Raw genomic sequence first — 14978 nt, forward strand, 5'->3', positions numbered from 1 at the left:
CGTCGTGGCTGGTCGCGCAGTTCCCCGCGCCCCTGAAAGACTGCGCCGTTCCCCGCGCCCCTAAAGCCCGCGCCCCTGGATACGGGGCACGGGACCCCCTCGGGCTCAGGAAAGCCCGTACGGGAACTAGCCGTCCAGTTGCTCCAGTGTCGCGTTCGACGGGCCCCTGTGGGACTGCTCGGTTCGTGCCACGGACTCTGCCGCGTCGAGTACCCGTACCGCGTTCTGCCAGGTCAGCTTGGCGAGGTCGGGGGGTGACCAGCCGCGGTCCAGGAGTTCTGCGATCAGGTTCGGGTAGCCGGAGACGTCGTTCAGGCCGTCCGGAGTGAACGCCGTGCCGTCGTAGTCGCCGCCGATGCCGATGTGGTCCACGCCCGCCACCTCGCGCATGTGGTCGAGATGGTCGGCGACCGTCGAAACGGTCGCGACGGGGCGGGGATTGGACTCCTCGAAGACGCGGTGGACCTTCATCGCCTCGGCGGTCGTGTCGAGGTGGTGGAAGCCCTGCTCGCGCATGTTCTCGTCGGCGGCGGCCGTCCAGTCGACGGCGGCCTGGAGGACGAACTTCGGGACGAAGGTCACCATCGCCACGCCGCCGTTGCCGGGCAGGCGTTCCAGCACGTCGTCCGGGATGTTGCGCGGGTGGTCGCAGATCGCGCGCGAGGAGGAGTGCGAGAAGATCACCGGCGCCACGGACGTGTCCAGCGCGTCCCGCATCGTCGTGGCCGCCACGTGGGAGAGGTCCACCAGCATGCCCAGGCGGTTCATCTCCCGTACGACCTCGCGGCCGAAGGCCGACAGGCCGCCGACGCCCGGCTCGTCCGTCGCCGAGTCCGCCCACGCGTTGTTGTCGTTGTGGGTGAGGGTCATGTAGCGGACCCCGAGCTCGTACAACCCCCGCAGGGTGGCGAGGGAGTTGTCGATCGAGTGGCCGCCCTCGGCGCCCATGAGGGAGGCGATACGGCCCTCGCCGCGCGCCGCCTCCATGTCGGCGGCCGTCCGGGCGGCCTTCAGGTCCTCCGGGTAGCGGGCGATCAACTGCCGTACGCAGTCGATCTGTTCGAGCGTCGCCGTCACCGCGCCCGGCAGGTCCGAGCGCACGTACACCGACCAGAACTGCGCGCCGACCCCGCCGGCGCGCAGCCGCGCCAGGTCCGTGTGCAGGTGGGCGCTCTGGTCGGCGGCGATGTCGCGGGCGCCGATGTCGTAGCGGACCTGCTCGCGCAGGGCCCACGGCAGGTCGTTGTGGCCGTCCACGACCGGGAAGTCGGCGAGCAGGTCCCGGGCCCGGTCGAGGGACGACGACATGGCCGTCACTTCCCCGAGCCGAAGCCGAAGCCGCCGCTGCCCGCGCCCTCGACCTTGGCGCGCAGCCGCTTGCCCTTCTCGGCGGCCTGCTCGCCCAGCTCCTGCTGGAACTCCCGCATCCGGCCGAGGAGTTCCGCGTCCTGCGTGGCGAGGATGCGGGCGGCCAGCAGGCCCGCGTTGCGTGCGCCGCCGACCGAGACGGTGGCGACCGGGACACCCGCGGGCATCTGGACGATCGACAGCAGCGAGTCCATGCCGTCGAGGTACTTCAGCGGGACCGGGACGCCGATCACGGGCAGCGGGCTGACCGAGGCGAGCATGCCCGGCAGATGGGCGGCCCCGCCCGCACCGGCGATGATCACCTTGATGCCGCGGTCGGCCGCCCCCTCGCCGTACGCGATCATCTCGCGCGGCATCCGGTGCGCCGAGACGACGTCGACCTCGTACGGGATCTCGAACTCGTCGAGGGCCTGCGCGGCCGCCTCCATGACGGACCAGTCGGAGTCCGAGCCCATGACGATGCCGACGACGGGCGACTCGGAGAGCTCGGCGGACGAATCTGCGGACGTACTCATTCGGTGATCGTGCCCTTCAGGTAGGCGGCCGCGTGGCGGGCTCGGTCGAGGGCGTCGTCCAGGTCGTCGCCGTAGGTGTTGACGTGGCCGACCTTGCGGCCGGGCTTCACGTCCTTGCCATACATGTGGATCTTGAGCTGGGGGTCGCGGGCCATGCAGTGCAGGTACGCGGCGTACATGTCGGGGTAGTCGCCCCCCAGGACGTTCACCATGACCGTCCACTTCGCGCGCGGGCGCGGGTCGCCGAGCGGCAGGTCCAGGACCGCGCGGACGTGGTTGGCGAACTGGGAGGTGATCGCGCCGTCCTGGGTCCAGTGGCCGGAGTTGTGCGGACGCATGGCCAGCTCGTTGACGAGGATGCCGTGCCGCCCGTCGGGTCCGCGCGTTTCGAAGAGCTCGACGGCGAGGTGGCCGACGACGTCGAGCTCCTTCGCGATGCGCAGGGCGAGCTCCTCGGCCCGGAGCGCGAGCTCGTCCGGGATGCCCGGCGCGGGCGCGATCACCGTGTCGCAGACGCCGTCGACCTGCCGGGACTCGACCACGGGGTACGCGACGGCCTGGCCGTGCGGCGAGCGGACGACGTTCGCCGCGAGTTCCCGTACGAAGTCGACCTTCTCCTCCGCGAGGACCGGGACCCCGGCGCGGAAGGGGTCCTCGGCGTCCGCCGCGGACCGTACGATCCACACGCCCTTGCCGTCGTAGCCGCCGCGGACGGTCTTGAGGACGACCGGGAAGCCGTCGCCCTCGGCCCCCTCGGGGAGCCCTTCCGCCGCGAAGGCCGCCACATCCTGCGGGTCGCTCACGATCCGGTGCCGTGGGCACGGCACACCGATCGCGTCGAGCTTCGCCCGCATGACGCCCTTGTCCTGGGCGTGGACGAGCGCGTCGGGGCCCGGGCGGACGGGAATGCCGTCCGCCTCCAGGGCTCTCAGGTGCTCGATGGGCACGTGTTCGTGATCGAAGGTGATCACGTCGCAGCCCCGCGCGAAGGTCCGCAGCGTGTCGAGGTCGCGGTAGTCGCCGATGACGACATCGCTGACCACCTGCGCCGCGGAATCCTGGGGGGTGTCACTGAGGAGCTTGAATCTGATGCCGAGCGGGATGCCCGCCTCGTGTGTCATACGAGCGAGCTGGCCCCCGCCGACCATGCCGACTACCGGGAACGTCACACCCCCAGGATATCGGCCGTATCGATGCGCTCCCGACGCGCGCATGATCATCAAAATTTCCGCATGTTCGTCGCAGGCCGGCCACATCTTGCGGTCCGGGCCGGGCGCGGAAGGGAACCGCTGGTTAGCATGGCGGAGTCGACGAAGGTTGACGAAAATCGCGAATCCGACGAGACGGGGGCTGGGCGACACCATGGGCACAGGTGGTAAACGCGGGGCTCACACCAGGCCGGCCAGTGCCGTGCGCCGCCGAATCGACCGGTTGACCAAGGAAGTCGCCAAGTTCGGCGCGGTCGGCGGAGCCGGTCTGATCGTCAACCTGCTCACGTTCAACCTGGTGCGCAGCGTCACGGACCTGCAGGTCGTACGGGCCAGTGTGATCGCCACCGTCGTCGCGATCGTCTCCAACTACATCGGGTTCCGCTACTTCACGTACCGCGACCGGGACAAGAGCCGCCGTACCAGGGAAATGACGCTCTTCGTGCTGTTCAGCGCGGTCGGCCTGGTCATCGAGAACGGCATCCTGTTCGCCGCCACGTACGGCCTCGACTTCCACAGCCCGCTGGCGAACAACGTGTTCAAGTTCGTCGGCATCGGTGTCGCGACGCTCTTCCGCTTCTGGTCCTACCGCACCTGGGTCTTCCGCGCGCTGCCCGCCCGTGAGGCCGTGGCCGACGCGGAATCGTTCCTGGAGCAGCCGGACCCCCTCCTGCGGGAAGACGGCTCGCCCCGGCAGTTCCAGCGCGTGCGCTGAGCCCGCTCCCGGACGCCCGCAGGCCACCGACTACGGGCTACCGGCTACCGCACGGTCGGTGCCGGCTCCTCCCCCGGCGTGGCCCGCTTCAGGGGCGTACGCGAGAGGAACAGGCCGAAGACCGGGGGCTGGGCCTGGAGCATTTCGAGCCGCCCGCCGTCGGCCTCCGCGAGGTCGCGGGCCACGGCCAGGCCGATCCCCGTCGAGTTGCGGCCGCTGATGGCGCGCTCGAAAATGCGGGCGCCGAGGTCGGCCGGGACTCCGGGCCCTTCGTCGGTGACTTCGATCACAGCCTGGTTGCCGGTGACGCGGGTCCGCAGGGCGACCGTGCCGCCACCGTGCATCAGGGAGTTCTCGATCAGCGCGGCGAGGACCTGGGCCACGGCTCCGGGCGTCCCGACGGCCTGCAGATGGTGTTTGCCGGAGTTGACGATGGCGCGGCCCGCGCTGCGGTAGGCCGGGCGCCACTCCTCCAGCTGCTGCTTGATGACCTCGTCGAGGTCGAAGGTGACGGCGGAGCCGGTGCGCGGGTCGCGCGAGTTGGTCAGGAGCCGCTCGACCACGTCGGTGAGGCGCTCGACCTGGGTCAGCGCGATGGTCGCCTCCTCCTTCACCGTGTCCGGGTCGTCGGTGAGGGTGATCTCCTCCAGCCGCATGGACAGGGCGGTCAGCGGCGTACGGAGCTGGTGCGAGGCGTCGGCCGCCAGGCGCCGCTCGGCCGTCAGCATGCGGGCGATCCGCTCGGCTGAGCCGTCCAGGACGTCCGCGACCCGGTCCAGCTCGGGCACGCCGTACCGCTTGTGGCGGGGCCGCGGGTCCCCGGAGCCGAGCCGCTCCGCGGTCTCCGCGAGGTCGGTCAGCGGGGAGGTGAGCCGGTTGGCCTGGCGTACGGCGAGGAGCACGGCGGCGACCACCGCGAGCAGGGCGACCGCGGCGATGATCAGGAGCGTCCGGCCGACCTCGCGGGTGACCAGGGAGCGCGGCTCCTCGACCGTGACCGTCTCGCCCTCCTCGCCCTTGGCGTCGAACTGGATGACGTCGCCGTCGGGCTTGGTCCCGATGTGGATGACGGTCCCGTCCCGCAGCTCGATCCGCGCGTACCGGTCGTCGCCCACCTGGTCCTTGAGGATGTCGGCGCTGATGTTCTCGTCGCCGAGGATGCGGCTGTCGACGATGCTCGCCAGCCGCACCGCCTCGGAGTTCACCCGGTCCTCGGCGCTACTGGTGATCGTGCGGGTCTCGACGATGACGAGCGAGACCCCGAACACGGCGATCACGACCAGCACGACAGCCAGCGTGGAGTTGATAAGACGGCGACGCACGGGGCCCTCCGGGCAGCTCACGATCAAGGCTGGGGCGCCCCCGAAAGGGGCGCGGGGCTGTGACCTTGTGCGGCTCCGCCGCGTGGGCGCGACCAGCCACGATCTTTTAGGGGCGCGAGGAACTGCGCGACCAGCCACATACGGCCCGCGGCCGCGCACCCACCGAAATCACAACGGCGGCGAGGCGCAGCCCAGCCGCAACCGCCCTAACTCTTCTCGAAGCGGAACCCAACACCCCGTACCGTCGCGATATACCGAGGGTTAGCCGCATCGTCGCCCAGCTTCTTGCGCAGCCACGAGATGTGCATGTCGAGCGTCTTGGTCGACGACCACCACGTCGTGTCCCAGACCTCGCGCATCAGCTGGTCGCGCGTGACCACCCGCCCCGCGTCCCGGACGAGGACCCGCAGGAGGTCGAACTCCTTGGCGGTGAGCTGGAGCTCCTCGTCCCCCATCCACGCACGGTGCGACTCGACGTCGATGCGCACCCCGTGCGTGGCGGGCGGCTGCTGCGGCTCGGAGGCGCCGCGCCGCAGCAGGGCCCGGACGCGGGCCAGCAGTTCGGCGAGCCGGAACGGCTTGGTGACGTAGTCGTCGGCGCCCGCGTCGAGGCCGACGACGGTATCCACCTCGTCGGCGCGGGCGGTCAGGATGAGGATCGGGATGGTGTGGCCCTCGGCACGCAGCCGCCGGGCCACCTCAAGACCGTCCATGCCGGGCAGCCCGAGGTCGAGCACGACCAGATCGATGCCGCCCTGGATGCCGGCGTCGAGCGCGGTGGGTCCGTCCTCGCGTACCTCAACCTCGTAGCCCTCCCGGCGCAGGGCGCGGGCCAGCGGCTCCGAGATGGACGCGTCGTCCTCGGCGAGCAGTACACGGGTCATGGACTGATGGTAGTCCGCCGCGGACCAGTGCAGTGTGAGTGATCGACATCCGGGGTTCGCTCCGGCGGCTCCGGGCATGCGGCACACCTGCGACCCTGGGCTTAGGCATGAAAATCTGTGAACGACCTTCGATTCATTCACATAGTTCCATCCATGCCTGTGATCCATCTCTCAAGTCATGCCATGTGCGGCATTGACATGCTGTATGGCCTTATCGTGACGAGATACCTGTAGCCCACAGGGACCTTTGGCGGCCGCTTGACCGTCGAAGGTCTCTTTTGTGTGCGGGCCGGTGCCCACCAGCCTTGACGGGAACGACCTGTGGCCGGGCCCCGAGCGCGAGGACGCGTGCCGGCCGCCTCCCCCACCGGGCGCGCGAGCTCCCCACTGCGGCACGCCCCGACCAGCAAGGAACGACCATGGCGTCCAGCCTGACGAAGGACTCGGTCTCTCCGGGCACTCCCGGGTCCGAGAAGACCTTCTTCGGCCACCCCCGCGGACTGGCCACTCTCTTCATGACCGAGATGTGGGAGCGGTTCTCCTACTACGGCATGCGGGCCCTGCTCCCGCTGTACCTGGTCGCCCCGGGCGGCCTGCACCTCAGCGCGACCACCGCGACCGCGATCTACTCGGTCTACCTGTCGCTGGTGTACCTGCTCGCCCTGCCCGGCGGCTGGTTCGCGGACCGCGTGCTCGGCCCCCGCAGGACCGTCGCCGTCGCCGGTCTGGTCATCATGCTCGGCCACCTGACGCTGGCCCTGCCCTCGTCCGGCACCTTCTACGCGGGCCTCGGCCTCGTGGCGATCGGCTCGGGTCTGCTGAAGGCCAACATCTCGACGATGGTCGGCCACCTCTACGACGGCCCGGACGACCCGCGCCGCGACGGCGGCTTCACCGTCTTCTACATCGGCATCAACCTCGGCGCCTTCGCGGCGCCGCTGATCATCGGCACCATCGGTGAGAACGTCAACTGGCACCTGGGCTTCGCGCTCGCCGCGCTCGGCATGGCGCTGGGTCTTGCCCAGTTCCTGATCGGCCGCGGCCACCTCGACGCGCGCTCCGACCTGGTCCCGACGCCGCTGTCCGCCGCCGAGAAGGTCTCCACCCTGCGCAAGGCGGCGCTGTGGGCGGGCGTCGCCGCGGTCTTCTACGGCATCGTCGGCTTCTCCGGCCACTACACGCTGAACTGGATCCTGGTCCCGCTCACCCTCATCGGCCTGATCATCCCGATCATGGTCATCGCCCGCATCAAGCGCGACAAGGACCTCGACGCCGTCGAGCAGTCGAAGATGTCCGCGTACATCTGGTTCTTCATCGCCGCGGCCGTCTTCTGGATGATCTACGACCAGGGCGGTTCGACCCTGTCGATCTTCGCCGAGTCCTCGGCCGAGAACAGCGTCTTCGGCTGGGAGTTCCCGGTCTCCTGGTACCAGTCGGTCAACCCGGTCATGATCATGGCCCTGGCTCCCGTCTTCGCCTGGGCGTGGCTGGCGCTGAACCGCAGCGGCCGGGAGCCGAGCACGATCGTGAAGTTCGCCTCGGGCCTGCTCCTGGTCGGCGCGTCCTTCTTCCTCTTCCTGGCTCCCCTGTCGATCGCCGAGGGCGGTCACAAGGCCGCCGCGCTGTGGCTGGTCGCCATCTACTTCGTGCAGACCGTGGGCGAACTGACCATCTCCCCGGTCGGCCTCTCCGTCACCACGAAGATGGCTCCCGCGAAGTACGCCTCCCAGATGATGGGCGTCTGGTTCCTCGCCGTCACCGCGGGCGACGCCACGACCGGCCTGCTCTCCATCGCGGGCGTCGGCCTCAACGGCATGGGCGTCGTCGCCCTGGAGGCCACCCTCGCCGTGATCGCCGGCATCGCGGTGTACATGTACCGCAACAAGGTCAAGTCACTGATGGGCGACGTTCACTGACGGCGCCCCGAAAGGGGCGCGGGGAACTGCGCGACCAGCCACAACCGGCCCGCAGTTCCCCCCAACGCTCCACCCCTACGGCGCCTTACGCGAAGCGTGCCGCCGCGGCATGAACGTGAACACGGCCCCACCCAACAGAACCGCAGTCCCCGCCACCAGCCCGAGCGCCTTCAACATCCCACCGTCATCAGCCCCGGTATCCGCCAGCCCCCCACCGGAGCCACCAGCACCGGAACCAGACACACCGGCCCCACCGGCGGAGCCACCCGCCGCGCCACCCTCCTGGGCGGCCGTATCCAGCGTCAGCGACACGGCGGACTTGGTGGGAGTACAAGTCGTAGTCGTACCAAGGGCCTTCACCGTCAGCACACCCGGCGACAGCGTCGACTTCCCGTCCGCCCCCGGCTTGTACGTGCCCGTCAGATCAGGAATCTCCATGGGATCCCCCGACTTGATCGCCTCGGAGTTCGTCGGCCCCTCGACATGGACCTTGCCCTTGTCGGCGCCCCCCAGCACGACCTCCATCGACGGCTTGACCGAGTCCGCCGGAATGTCCGCGGGGCTGTCCATCACGGACCCCTTGAACTGGACGGTGAGGTCGTAACTCCCGCCATCCTTCTTGGCGTTGATCTGCACGGGCGAGGTCGCGTTCTTGTCGCCGATAGGCGTCTTGCACGCGTACGGGATCGCGACTTCCTTGCCGGTGAAGTCGGTCTGGCCGCCGCCACCGCCGGAGCCTCCCGTGTCGCTGCCCCCGCCCCCTCCGGCGCTCCCGCTCTCACTCTCGGACGGGCTCGGCTCGCCGCTCGTCGGCGGCGGGCTGGTGCCCTCGGTCGGATCGGGCGACGCCGGGGGCGAACCCCCGTCGCCCGCCGTCACGTTGATGGTCGCCGCGGACTTCACCGTCTCCTTCGGCGAGCACTTCGTGTCCGTCGACATGACGTTGATGGCGTACGCGTCCGGTGTCAGCGTCACCTCACCGGGCGTCGTCAGCTTCAGCTTGCCCTTCATGTCGGACAGCACCATGGCCCCGCCCTTGGCGATGGCCGGGTTCTCGCGCGGCCCCTGCATCGCGATGTCGCCGCTCTGCGCACCGGCCGCCTTGAGCGTGCCGGACGGCTGGACCGAGTTCGCCGGCAGGTCGATCAGGTCGGGGTTCTTCGAGGCCGCCTGGACGAACTTCCACACCACCTCGACCTCGTCACCCACCTTCGCCGTCGCCGGCGCGGTGACCTCCACCTTCGTGGTGCCCTGGACGGGGTCGAGACCGGCGGCCGCGGGCGGTATGCACTCGGTCGCGTACGACACCTCGGCCGCCTGGGCCGGCGCCGCTGCCACGCCCAGCAGGACACCGGCGCCGCCGAGCATCATCGCGACCCCGGCCGCGCTCGCTCTCCGGCCGCCTCTCGGCCGGGCTCCCGGTCGGACTCTCCGTTGCGTGCTCACGTGTTTCCCTTCCTGGTCGGGGTCGTCGGACTGTTCTCTTGCGGTGCGGAGAGCTGACCGGCCTCGGCCGCCCCCGGATCGGTGTCCGGGGTGAACCAGGGCAGAGTCGGGTTCGTACGAGAACGGGCGTCGCGTTCAGTAGCGGCACCGGCATTGGCACCGGCTTGGGCTTTGGCGTCGGCTTTGGCATCGGCACCCGACGCCGTGAACGTCGACGGAAGGCTCAACTTCGGCAGCCGTACGGTGACTTCGGGCAGCCGCAGCCCTCCGCGCCGCACACCGTGCGCGCCCCGGCCGGGGCGCCCCGGCTGCCCGGCCCGGCCGACGCCGACGCGCCCGGAGCGACCGGAACGTCCGGCGGACCTGCTCGGCCGTATCCGGTCCACCACGGCCATCCCGATCCGGAACACGGCGGCCGGTACGACGATGCCGACGAGGATCCAGAAGAGCGTCACGCCCCAGGGGCGCCCCACGCCCCACGGCTGCTCGGCGAGCATCCTGCTGCCGAACTTCAGCGAGACCGTGTAGTCCCCGTGCGCGCCGGCGGTCAGCTCGACCGGCAGGGTGATCCGTGCCTTCTTGCCGGGCGCGATGGTGCCGCGCCACTGCCGTTCCTCCCACTGCGGGGCGAACACGCCGTGGGAGGTGCCGACTTGGAAGACCGGGTTCTTGACCGGAGTGGAGCCGACGTTGCCGACGGTGAAGACGAGCCGGCGGGTCGGCGCCGCGCCGAACCAGGTGAGCAGGCCGCTCGACCCGTCGAGCCGGGTGTCGGTGAGCACCGAGAGCCGCCCGCTGGTGTCCTGCTTCGGCAGCGGTTCGACGTCGTGTCCGGCGACCAGGAACGGGGCGTTCGCCGCCGCCTTCTCACCGGTGACCGTCGCGACATGCACCACGCAGGGGCACGGCTCGGGCGGCTCGGCGACCGGCAGCTGCTTGCGGAAGGCGCCCTTCGCGTCGGTCGTGACGGCCCGGCCGTCCGCGTTGGCACAGGAGTTGGTGCCGCCGATCACGCCCCGGTCGGTCGAGGACTGGCCGCAGATCAGCATCATCAGGATGGCCTTCGACCGCCACCCCTTGCCGGTCACGGTGATCGAACCGCCCGTCCCCGCCTGGGACTTGGAGAGTTCGACCGTCGGTTTCTCCGCCGCGGCCGCCGGTACCGCGGCCGGCACCCCGGCCAAGGAGAACAGGGCGAGCGCGAGCACCGCCACCACCGCCGGGACACGCACGATACGCACCTTGCCGCTCACGTCACCGCTCCCGTCAACTCGACTTCCGCACGCGGCTGTTCGGCCGCCCCGGTCCCCCGAGGCCGCCGACGACTCCGTACGAACCAATGGCCGCCGCCCGCACACAGCACGAGCCCGGCCGCCGTACCCGCCACCGCTCCCCAGGGCACGAACCGCGCCGACGTGCCCGCCTCGTCGCGCGCCCCGCCCGCCGCCGTGACCGTGAGCCGCACGTCGACCGAGTCGAGGGCGGGCCGGTCGGGCCAGGGTTCGGTGAGGGTGACGCGGCGGCCTGGGAGCAGTTCGACGGGCAGCGTGCGCGGGGCGCGGTCGAGCACCTCGCCGAACAGGCCGTCGGCGCGTACGGCGAGCTTCGGGGTCAGCACGGTGTTGCCGCGGTTGACCAGCTCGTACGAGATACGGCCTGAGCGGACGGCCACCTGCTCGACGGTGAGCGCCGAGAGGCTCGGTCCGCCGACCCGCAGATGGACGCGTACGGCCGCGGACCGGCCGGCGCCGCTCGCGACGATCGCGCCGGGGTGGTCGCCGGGGGTGGTGCCCGCCGGGATGCTCACGGTGAACGGCACGTCCGCGCGGGTGCGCGCCGGGATCTTCACCGTCCGCTCGGCGAAGGTGATCCACGCGCCGGTGTCCGTGGCCTTGGCGCGCAGCGAGAAGCCGCCGTTCCTGCTGTTGTCGGCGTCCGCGCCCCGCAGCCGTACGGTCAGCGGCTCCCTGCCCGGGTTGAGCACCGACACCGTGTCCTCCAGGACCGTGCCGGACGCGCCCTCCGCGTAGAAGTACGGCCGCCCGTCCGGCCCGCCCGCCGAGGGCACGACGGACCAGCTGTCGTCGGCCGCGGCGGTCGGGGCGAGAGCCAGCAGGGTGACGGCGGCGAGGCAGAGGGCACGGACGGCAGGCGGCACGGGCGGCATCGGCGGCTCCGAGTGGTCGAGCGAAGAGGGCAGGTCAGCGAGGGGCCTGATGCCTGCGCGTCAGCCACAGCACCCCGGCCGCGCCCGCCAGCAGCACCGTGCCGCCGAGCGTGCCGAGCGCGATCGCGGAGTCCTCGGGGCCGGTCTGCGGCAGTTCCTCGCCGCCCGAGGGGGCGCTCTGCGAGGAGCCCGACGTCCCGCCGCCGCCCTCGGCCGCCGTGACGTCCAGGGTCAGCGAGGGCTTCGGATTGTTGCCCGGCGTGCACGTGGTCGTGGTACCGAGCGCCTTGATGGTCAGCACGCCCGCGGTGAAGGTGACCTCGCCGGTCTTCTTCGGGGTGTACGTGCCGGTCAGGTCGGTGATCTTGATGGGGGTGTTGGCGGGCACCGCCTCCGGGTTGGCGGGGCCCTTGACCGACAGGGTGCCGCTGTCGGCGCCGCCCAGTTTGATGACGGCGCTCGGGTTCATCGCACCCTTGCCCAGTTCCACGGGGCTGGAGGAGACACCCTTCTGGAAGGACATGGTCAGCTGGTAGCCGCTGCCGCTCTTGACGCTCTTGATGTCGATGGGCGAGACGGCGGACTTGTCCCCGATGGGGGTCTTGCACTGGTAGTTGACGTCCACCACGTCGGCCCAGGCAGCGGGGGCGGCCATCAGCACCGCCGAGCCGGCCAGGGCCGCGGCGGACGCGAGCGCGGCGGTTCGTTTCTGGTACGTCCGGTATGACACGGTCCCCTCATTCCCGAAGGCATTCCTGACGGAACATCAGATCGGCCGTCAAGGTACGCCCGGGACCGTGCCGAGGGAAGACAAAGTGCGCGCCGGATCCGTGGGGATCCGGCGCGCACCGGGTGACGCAAGAGGAAAGATTCGAACCGCGGGTAACCCAAGGTGGCCACCAGCAGGCAGGTCCAAGGGCGCCGAGCGGTCACGCGCTCCGTAAGGGGCGCGGGGAACTGCGCGACCAGCCCCCACCGGCCCGCAGGTCAGTCACGCCCCCCAGCGGAGCGTTCACGCCGGGGCCCCGAGTTCCGCCCACACCGTCTTGCCCGCCATCCCGGGTGTGCGGATCACGCCCCAGTCCAGGCACAGCCGCTGCACGATGAACATCCCGTGGCCGCCGGGACGCCCGGCTCTGTGCGGGGTGCGCGGGGCGGGCTGGCCCGTACCCCGGTCGGAGACCTCGATGCGGAGCACCTTGTTGTCGCAGGTGACCCAGAGCTCGTCGGGACCTTCCGCGTGCAGGCAGGCGTTGGTGACCAGTTCGGAGACGACCAGCAGTACGTCCTCGGCAGCGGCCCGCTGGTCGGCGGTCGCGGCGGGCAGCCAGCCCCATTCGTACAGCGCCTGGCGGGTGAAGTCGCGGGCGAGGGGGACGACACCGCTCTCGCCGTGGAAGTTCAGCCGACGGACCTGACGGCCGGCGGGCGTGCCGCCCGGAGACACCCCGGAAGCGCCGCCGTCACCCGGTTCCGGGCCGCGGTCGCCCGGCGAGTATGGCCGGGTGGTGCTCATCAGCGCTTCACCTCACCGATTCACCAGTTCATGATTCAAGACTCAGTACTCAAGACATTCGGAGAGTTCAGGACACTCGGGATCATGGAGTCGTCCGGGACTGCCGCGCGCTTGCCGTTCGGTCTGCTGACATATTCAGGATGTCTCCTGCCCGACCGAACCGTCAGAACACCCACTTATTCGGGACGGACGCTGTGACCCTGGTAACGCACTGATCACACGGAGACAACTGAGGCATAACTTTGCCGTAGGACGGAACCACGGGCAGCCGGTCGGCCGGGCAGCCCGTCTGATTTTGCGGCCATTCAGGGCTGTCGGCTAGTCGGGTTCGTCGACCAGGGCCGCTTCGAGCGTGTCATGCACGGTGAAGACGGCGTCCGCCCCGGTGATCTCGAAGACCCGGGCCACCACCGGCAGCATGCCGGCCAGATGGACCCCGCCCCCGGCGGCCTCGGCCTTGAGCCGGGCGCCGAGCAGCACGTTCAGCCCGGTGGAGTCGCAGAACTCGAGTCGCGAGCAGTCCACGACGAGCCGTGCGAACCCGCGACCGAGGTAGTCCTCCAGCGGTTCGCGCAACAGATCCGCCGTGTGGTGATCCAGCTCACCGGCCGGGGTGACGACGGCACTAGCGCCCGCTTCCCGCACCTCGACCAGAAGCCGGCCCGACTGTGCGCTGCCGACCGTCCCGCGGTCCATGCCGTCTCTCTCTTCCGACCATCGTGGCTGTTGATTGACGCCCTCGAACCCTACGCCTTCCTCACGACCTCCGACACCCGAACAACCGCCAAGAAACGGACATTTCGCCACGTAGCGCACTTGCGGTGGACTCGCGAAAGCGGGTAGGGCTAGTAGAGACAGTTTTCGACACGGCCGGCTTTGGAGGCGCCGCACACCGCAGTGCACGTATCGGCATCGGCAGCCATATGCCGAGAACGATGGAGGACATCATGTCACCCCGGCTCGACGCATCGCAGACCCAGAGGGCGACGTCGGCACCCCCTTTGGAACGCCTGGAGAACGAGACCCTCGTCATTCTCGACGAGAAGGCCGAGAACCTCGGTCTCGCCGGACTTCCGGAGATCCCCCCGTACGACGAGGTGGGGCCGGTTGACGCACGGGCCCTGTCCAAGACCCTCTTCGAGCGGCTCGAGTCCTTGGAAGAGGGCACGTACGAGTACTCGTACGTACGCAACACCCTGGTCGAACTCAACCTCGCGCTGGTGAAGTTCGCCGCCTCCCGGTTCCGCTCCCGCAGTGAGCCGATGGAGGACATCATCCAGGTCGGCACGATCGGCCTGATCAAGGCGATCGACCGCTTCGAGCTCAGCCGTGGCGTCGAGTTCCCGACCTTCGCGATGCCGACCATCGTCGGCGAGATCAAGCGATTCTTCCGCGACACGTCGTGGTCCGTGCGGGTACCGCGCAGACTCCAGGAACTCCGCCTCGACCTGGCCAAGGCGGGCGACGAACTCGCGCAGCAGCTGGACCGCGCTCCGACGGTGGGAGAGCTGGCGGATCGTCTGGGGCTGTCGAACGACGAGGTCGTCGAAGGCATGGCGGCGTCCAACGCCTACACGGCCAGTTCACTTGACGCCCAGCCCGAGGAGGACGACTCCGAGGGCGCGCTGGCGGACCGGATCGGCTACGAGGACCACGGGCTCGAAGGCATCGAGTACGTCGAGTCGTTGAAGCCGCTGATCGCCGAACTCCCGCCGCGCGACCGGAAGATCCTGTCCCTGCGCTTCGTCGCCAACATGACCCAGTCCGAAATAGGCGACGAGCTGGGCATCTCGCAGATGCACGTGTCACGACTGCTGTCGCGGACGCTGGTGCGCCTGCGCAAGGGGCTGACGGTCGAGGAGTGACCTCGGGCCGACGGCAATCGGTCTTGGCCGTGGCGCCCGCACGAACCCCGCCGACG

Annotated in this window: 14 protein-coding genes; 3 read left to right on the forward strand and 11 right to left on the reverse strand. The window is 70.1% G+C overall.

Annotated elements, in window-relative coordinates:
* Positions 1 to 126: 126 nt before the first annotated feature.
* The 3 genes from AB0I18_RS17145 to AB0I18_RS17155 are packed head-to-tail and all read right to left on the reverse strand — an operon-like array spanning position 127 to position 3103.
* Complete coding sequence (locus tag AB0I18_RS17145; RefSeq protein WP_363106295.1) at positions 127 to 1317, reverse strand: dipeptidase; 1191 nt, start codon at positions 1315 to 1317, stop codon at positions 127 to 129.
* On the reverse strand, positions 1314 to 1883 hold the full coding sequence (gene purE, locus AB0I18_RS17150; protein WP_363106296.1) for a 5-(carboxyamino)imidazole ribonucleotide mutase: 570 nt from the start codon (positions 1881 to 1883) through the stop codon (positions 1314 to 1316). The genes AB0I18_RS17145 and purE overlap by 4 nt, the downstream gene beginning before the upstream one ends.
* Entirely contained in the window at positions 1880 to 3103 is a 1224-nt protein-coding gene (locus tag AB0I18_RS17155) for a 5-(carboxyamino)imidazole ribonucleotide synthase (protein WP_363106297.1), read from the reverse strand. The genes purE and AB0I18_RS17155 overlap by 4 nt, the downstream gene beginning before the upstream one ends.
* 142 nt (positions 3104 to 3245) lie before the next feature.
* Between AB0I18_RS17155 and AB0I18_RS17160 the strand changes: the two genes are divergently transcribed.
* A complete protein-coding gene (locus AB0I18_RS17160; protein ID WP_363106357.1) occupies positions 3246 to 3806 on the forward strand; it encodes a GtrA family protein in 561 nt (186 codons plus the stop codon).
* Positions 3807 to 3850: 44 nt separating this feature from the next.
* On the opposite strand, the gene AB0I18_RS17165 is transcribed toward AB0I18_RS17160, so the two are convergent.
* Together AB0I18_RS17165 and AB0I18_RS17170 are read right to left on the reverse strand one after the other, a co-directional pair.
* Positions 3851 to 5128 carry an ATP-binding protein gene (locus tag AB0I18_RS17165; protein ID WP_363106298.1) on the reverse strand — a complete coding sequence of 426 codons (1278 nt, stop codon included), beginning with the start codon at positions 5126 to 5128 and terminating at the stop codon, positions 3851 to 3853.
* Between the two features lie 206 nt (positions 5129 to 5334).
* Entirely contained in the window at positions 5335 to 6012 is a 678-nt protein-coding gene (locus AB0I18_RS17170) for a response regulator transcription factor (RefSeq protein WP_363106299.1), read from the reverse strand.
* A gap of 419 nt (positions 6013 to 6431) precedes the next feature.
* Between AB0I18_RS17170 and AB0I18_RS17175 the strand changes: the two genes are divergently transcribed.
* The gene (locus AB0I18_RS17175) at positions 6432 to 7928 is read left to right on the forward strand and encodes an oligopeptide:H+ symporter (RefSeq protein ID WP_363106300.1); all 1497 of its coding nucleotides are present in this window, start codon (positions 6432 to 6434) and stop codon (positions 7926 to 7928) included.
* A gap of 75 nt (positions 7929 to 8003) precedes the next feature.
* Here AB0I18_RS17175 and AB0I18_RS17180 read toward each other — a convergent pair whose 3' ends face one another.
* The 6 genes from AB0I18_RS17180 to AB0I18_RS17205 all read right to left on the reverse strand — a co-directional run bounded on the left by AB0I18_RS17180 (position 8004) and on the right by AB0I18_RS17205 (position 13753).
* Positions 8004 to 9296 carry a hypothetical protein gene (locus AB0I18_RS17180; protein ID WP_363106359.1) on the reverse strand — a complete coding sequence of 431 codons (1293 nt, stop codon included), beginning with the start codon at positions 9294 to 9296 and terminating at the stop codon, positions 8004 to 8006.
* 74 nt (positions 9297 to 9370) lie between these two features.
* Positions 9371 to 10627, reverse strand: coding sequence for a hypothetical protein (locus AB0I18_RS17185; RefSeq protein WP_363106301.1), 1257 nt, complete (start codon positions 10625 to 10627; stop codon positions 9371 to 9373).
* The gene (locus AB0I18_RS17190; protein ID WP_363106302.1) at positions 10624 to 11541 is read right to left on the reverse strand and encodes a hypothetical protein; all 918 of its coding nucleotides are present in this window, start codon (positions 11539 to 11541) and stop codon (positions 10624 to 10626) included. The genes AB0I18_RS17185 and AB0I18_RS17190 overlap by 4 nt, the downstream gene beginning before the upstream one ends.
* Before the next feature lie 34 nt (positions 11542 to 11575).
* Positions 11576 to 12271, reverse strand: coding sequence for an LPXTG cell wall anchor domain-containing protein (locus AB0I18_RS17195; RefSeq protein WP_363106303.1), 696 nt, complete (start codon positions 12269 to 12271; stop codon positions 11576 to 11578).
* 282 nt (positions 12272 to 12553) lie between these two features.
* Positions 12554 to 13057 carry an ATP-binding protein gene (locus AB0I18_RS17200; protein WP_363106304.1) on the reverse strand — a complete coding sequence of 168 codons (504 nt, stop codon included), beginning with the start codon at positions 13055 to 13057 and terminating at the stop codon, positions 12554 to 12556.
* 318 nt (positions 13058 to 13375) lie between these two features.
* Positions 13376 to 13753, reverse strand: a complete 378-nt coding sequence (locus tag AB0I18_RS17205) for an STAS domain-containing protein (RefSeq protein ID WP_363106305.1) — start codon at positions 13751 to 13753, stop codon at positions 13376 to 13378.
* A gap of 251 nt (positions 13754 to 14004) precedes the next feature.
* On the opposite strand from AB0I18_RS17205, the gene AB0I18_RS17210 reads away from it, so the two are divergent.
* Positions 14005 to 14922, forward strand: a complete 918-nt coding sequence (locus AB0I18_RS17210) for an RNA polymerase sigma factor SigF (protein WP_363106360.1) — start codon at positions 14005 to 14007, stop codon at positions 14920 to 14922.
* The last annotated feature ends 56 nt before the right edge of the window (positions 14923 to 14978 follow it).

The organism is Streptomyces sp. NPDC050704, from assembly GCF_040654355.1.
Taxonomy (GTDB): Bacteria; Actinomycetota; Actinomycetes; order Streptomycetales; family Streptomycetaceae; genus Streptomyces.

Bases quoted from the DNA above. Each gene is read 5' to 3' on its own strand.
- AB0I18_RS17210 (WP_363106360.1), top strand. From the start codon at position 14,005: ATGTCACCCCGGCTCGACGCATCGCAGACCCAGAGGGCGACGTCGGCA.
- AB0I18_RS17200 (WP_363106304.1), bottom strand. From the start codon at position 13,057: ATGAGCACCACCCGGCCATACTCGCCGGGCGACCGCGGCCCGGAACCG.
- AB0I18_RS17190 (WP_363106302.1), bottom strand. From the start codon at position 11,541: ATGCCGCCCGTGCCGCCTGCCGTCCGTGCCCTCTGCCTCGCCGCCGTC.
- AB0I18_RS17180 (WP_363106359.1), bottom strand. From the start codon at position 9,296: ATGCTCGGCGGCGCCGGTGTCCTGCTGGGCGTGGCAGCGGCGCCGGCC.
- AB0I18_RS17170 (WP_363106299.1), bottom strand. From the start codon at position 6,012: ATGACCCGTGTACTGCTCGCCGAGGACGACGCGTCCATCTCGGAGCCG.
- AB0I18_RS17160 (WP_363106357.1), top strand. From the start codon at position 3,246: ATGGGCACAGGTGGTAAACGCGGGGCTCACACCAGGCCGGCCAGTGCC.
- purE (WP_363106296.1), bottom strand. From the start codon at position 1,883: ATGAGTACGTCCGCAGATTCGTCCGCCGAGCTCTCCGAGTCGCCCGTC.
- AB0I18_RS17205 (WP_363106305.1), bottom strand. From the start codon at position 13,753: ATGGACCGCGGGACGGTCGGCAGCGCACAGTCGGGCCGGCTTCTGGTC.
- AB0I18_RS17175 (WP_363106300.1), top strand. From the start codon at position 6,432: ATGGCGTCCAGCCTGACGAAGGACTCGGTCTCTCCGGGCACTCCCGGG.
- AB0I18_RS17155 (WP_363106297.1), bottom strand. From the start codon at position 3,103: ATGATCATGCGCGCGTCGGGAGCGCATCGATACGGCCGATATCCTGGG.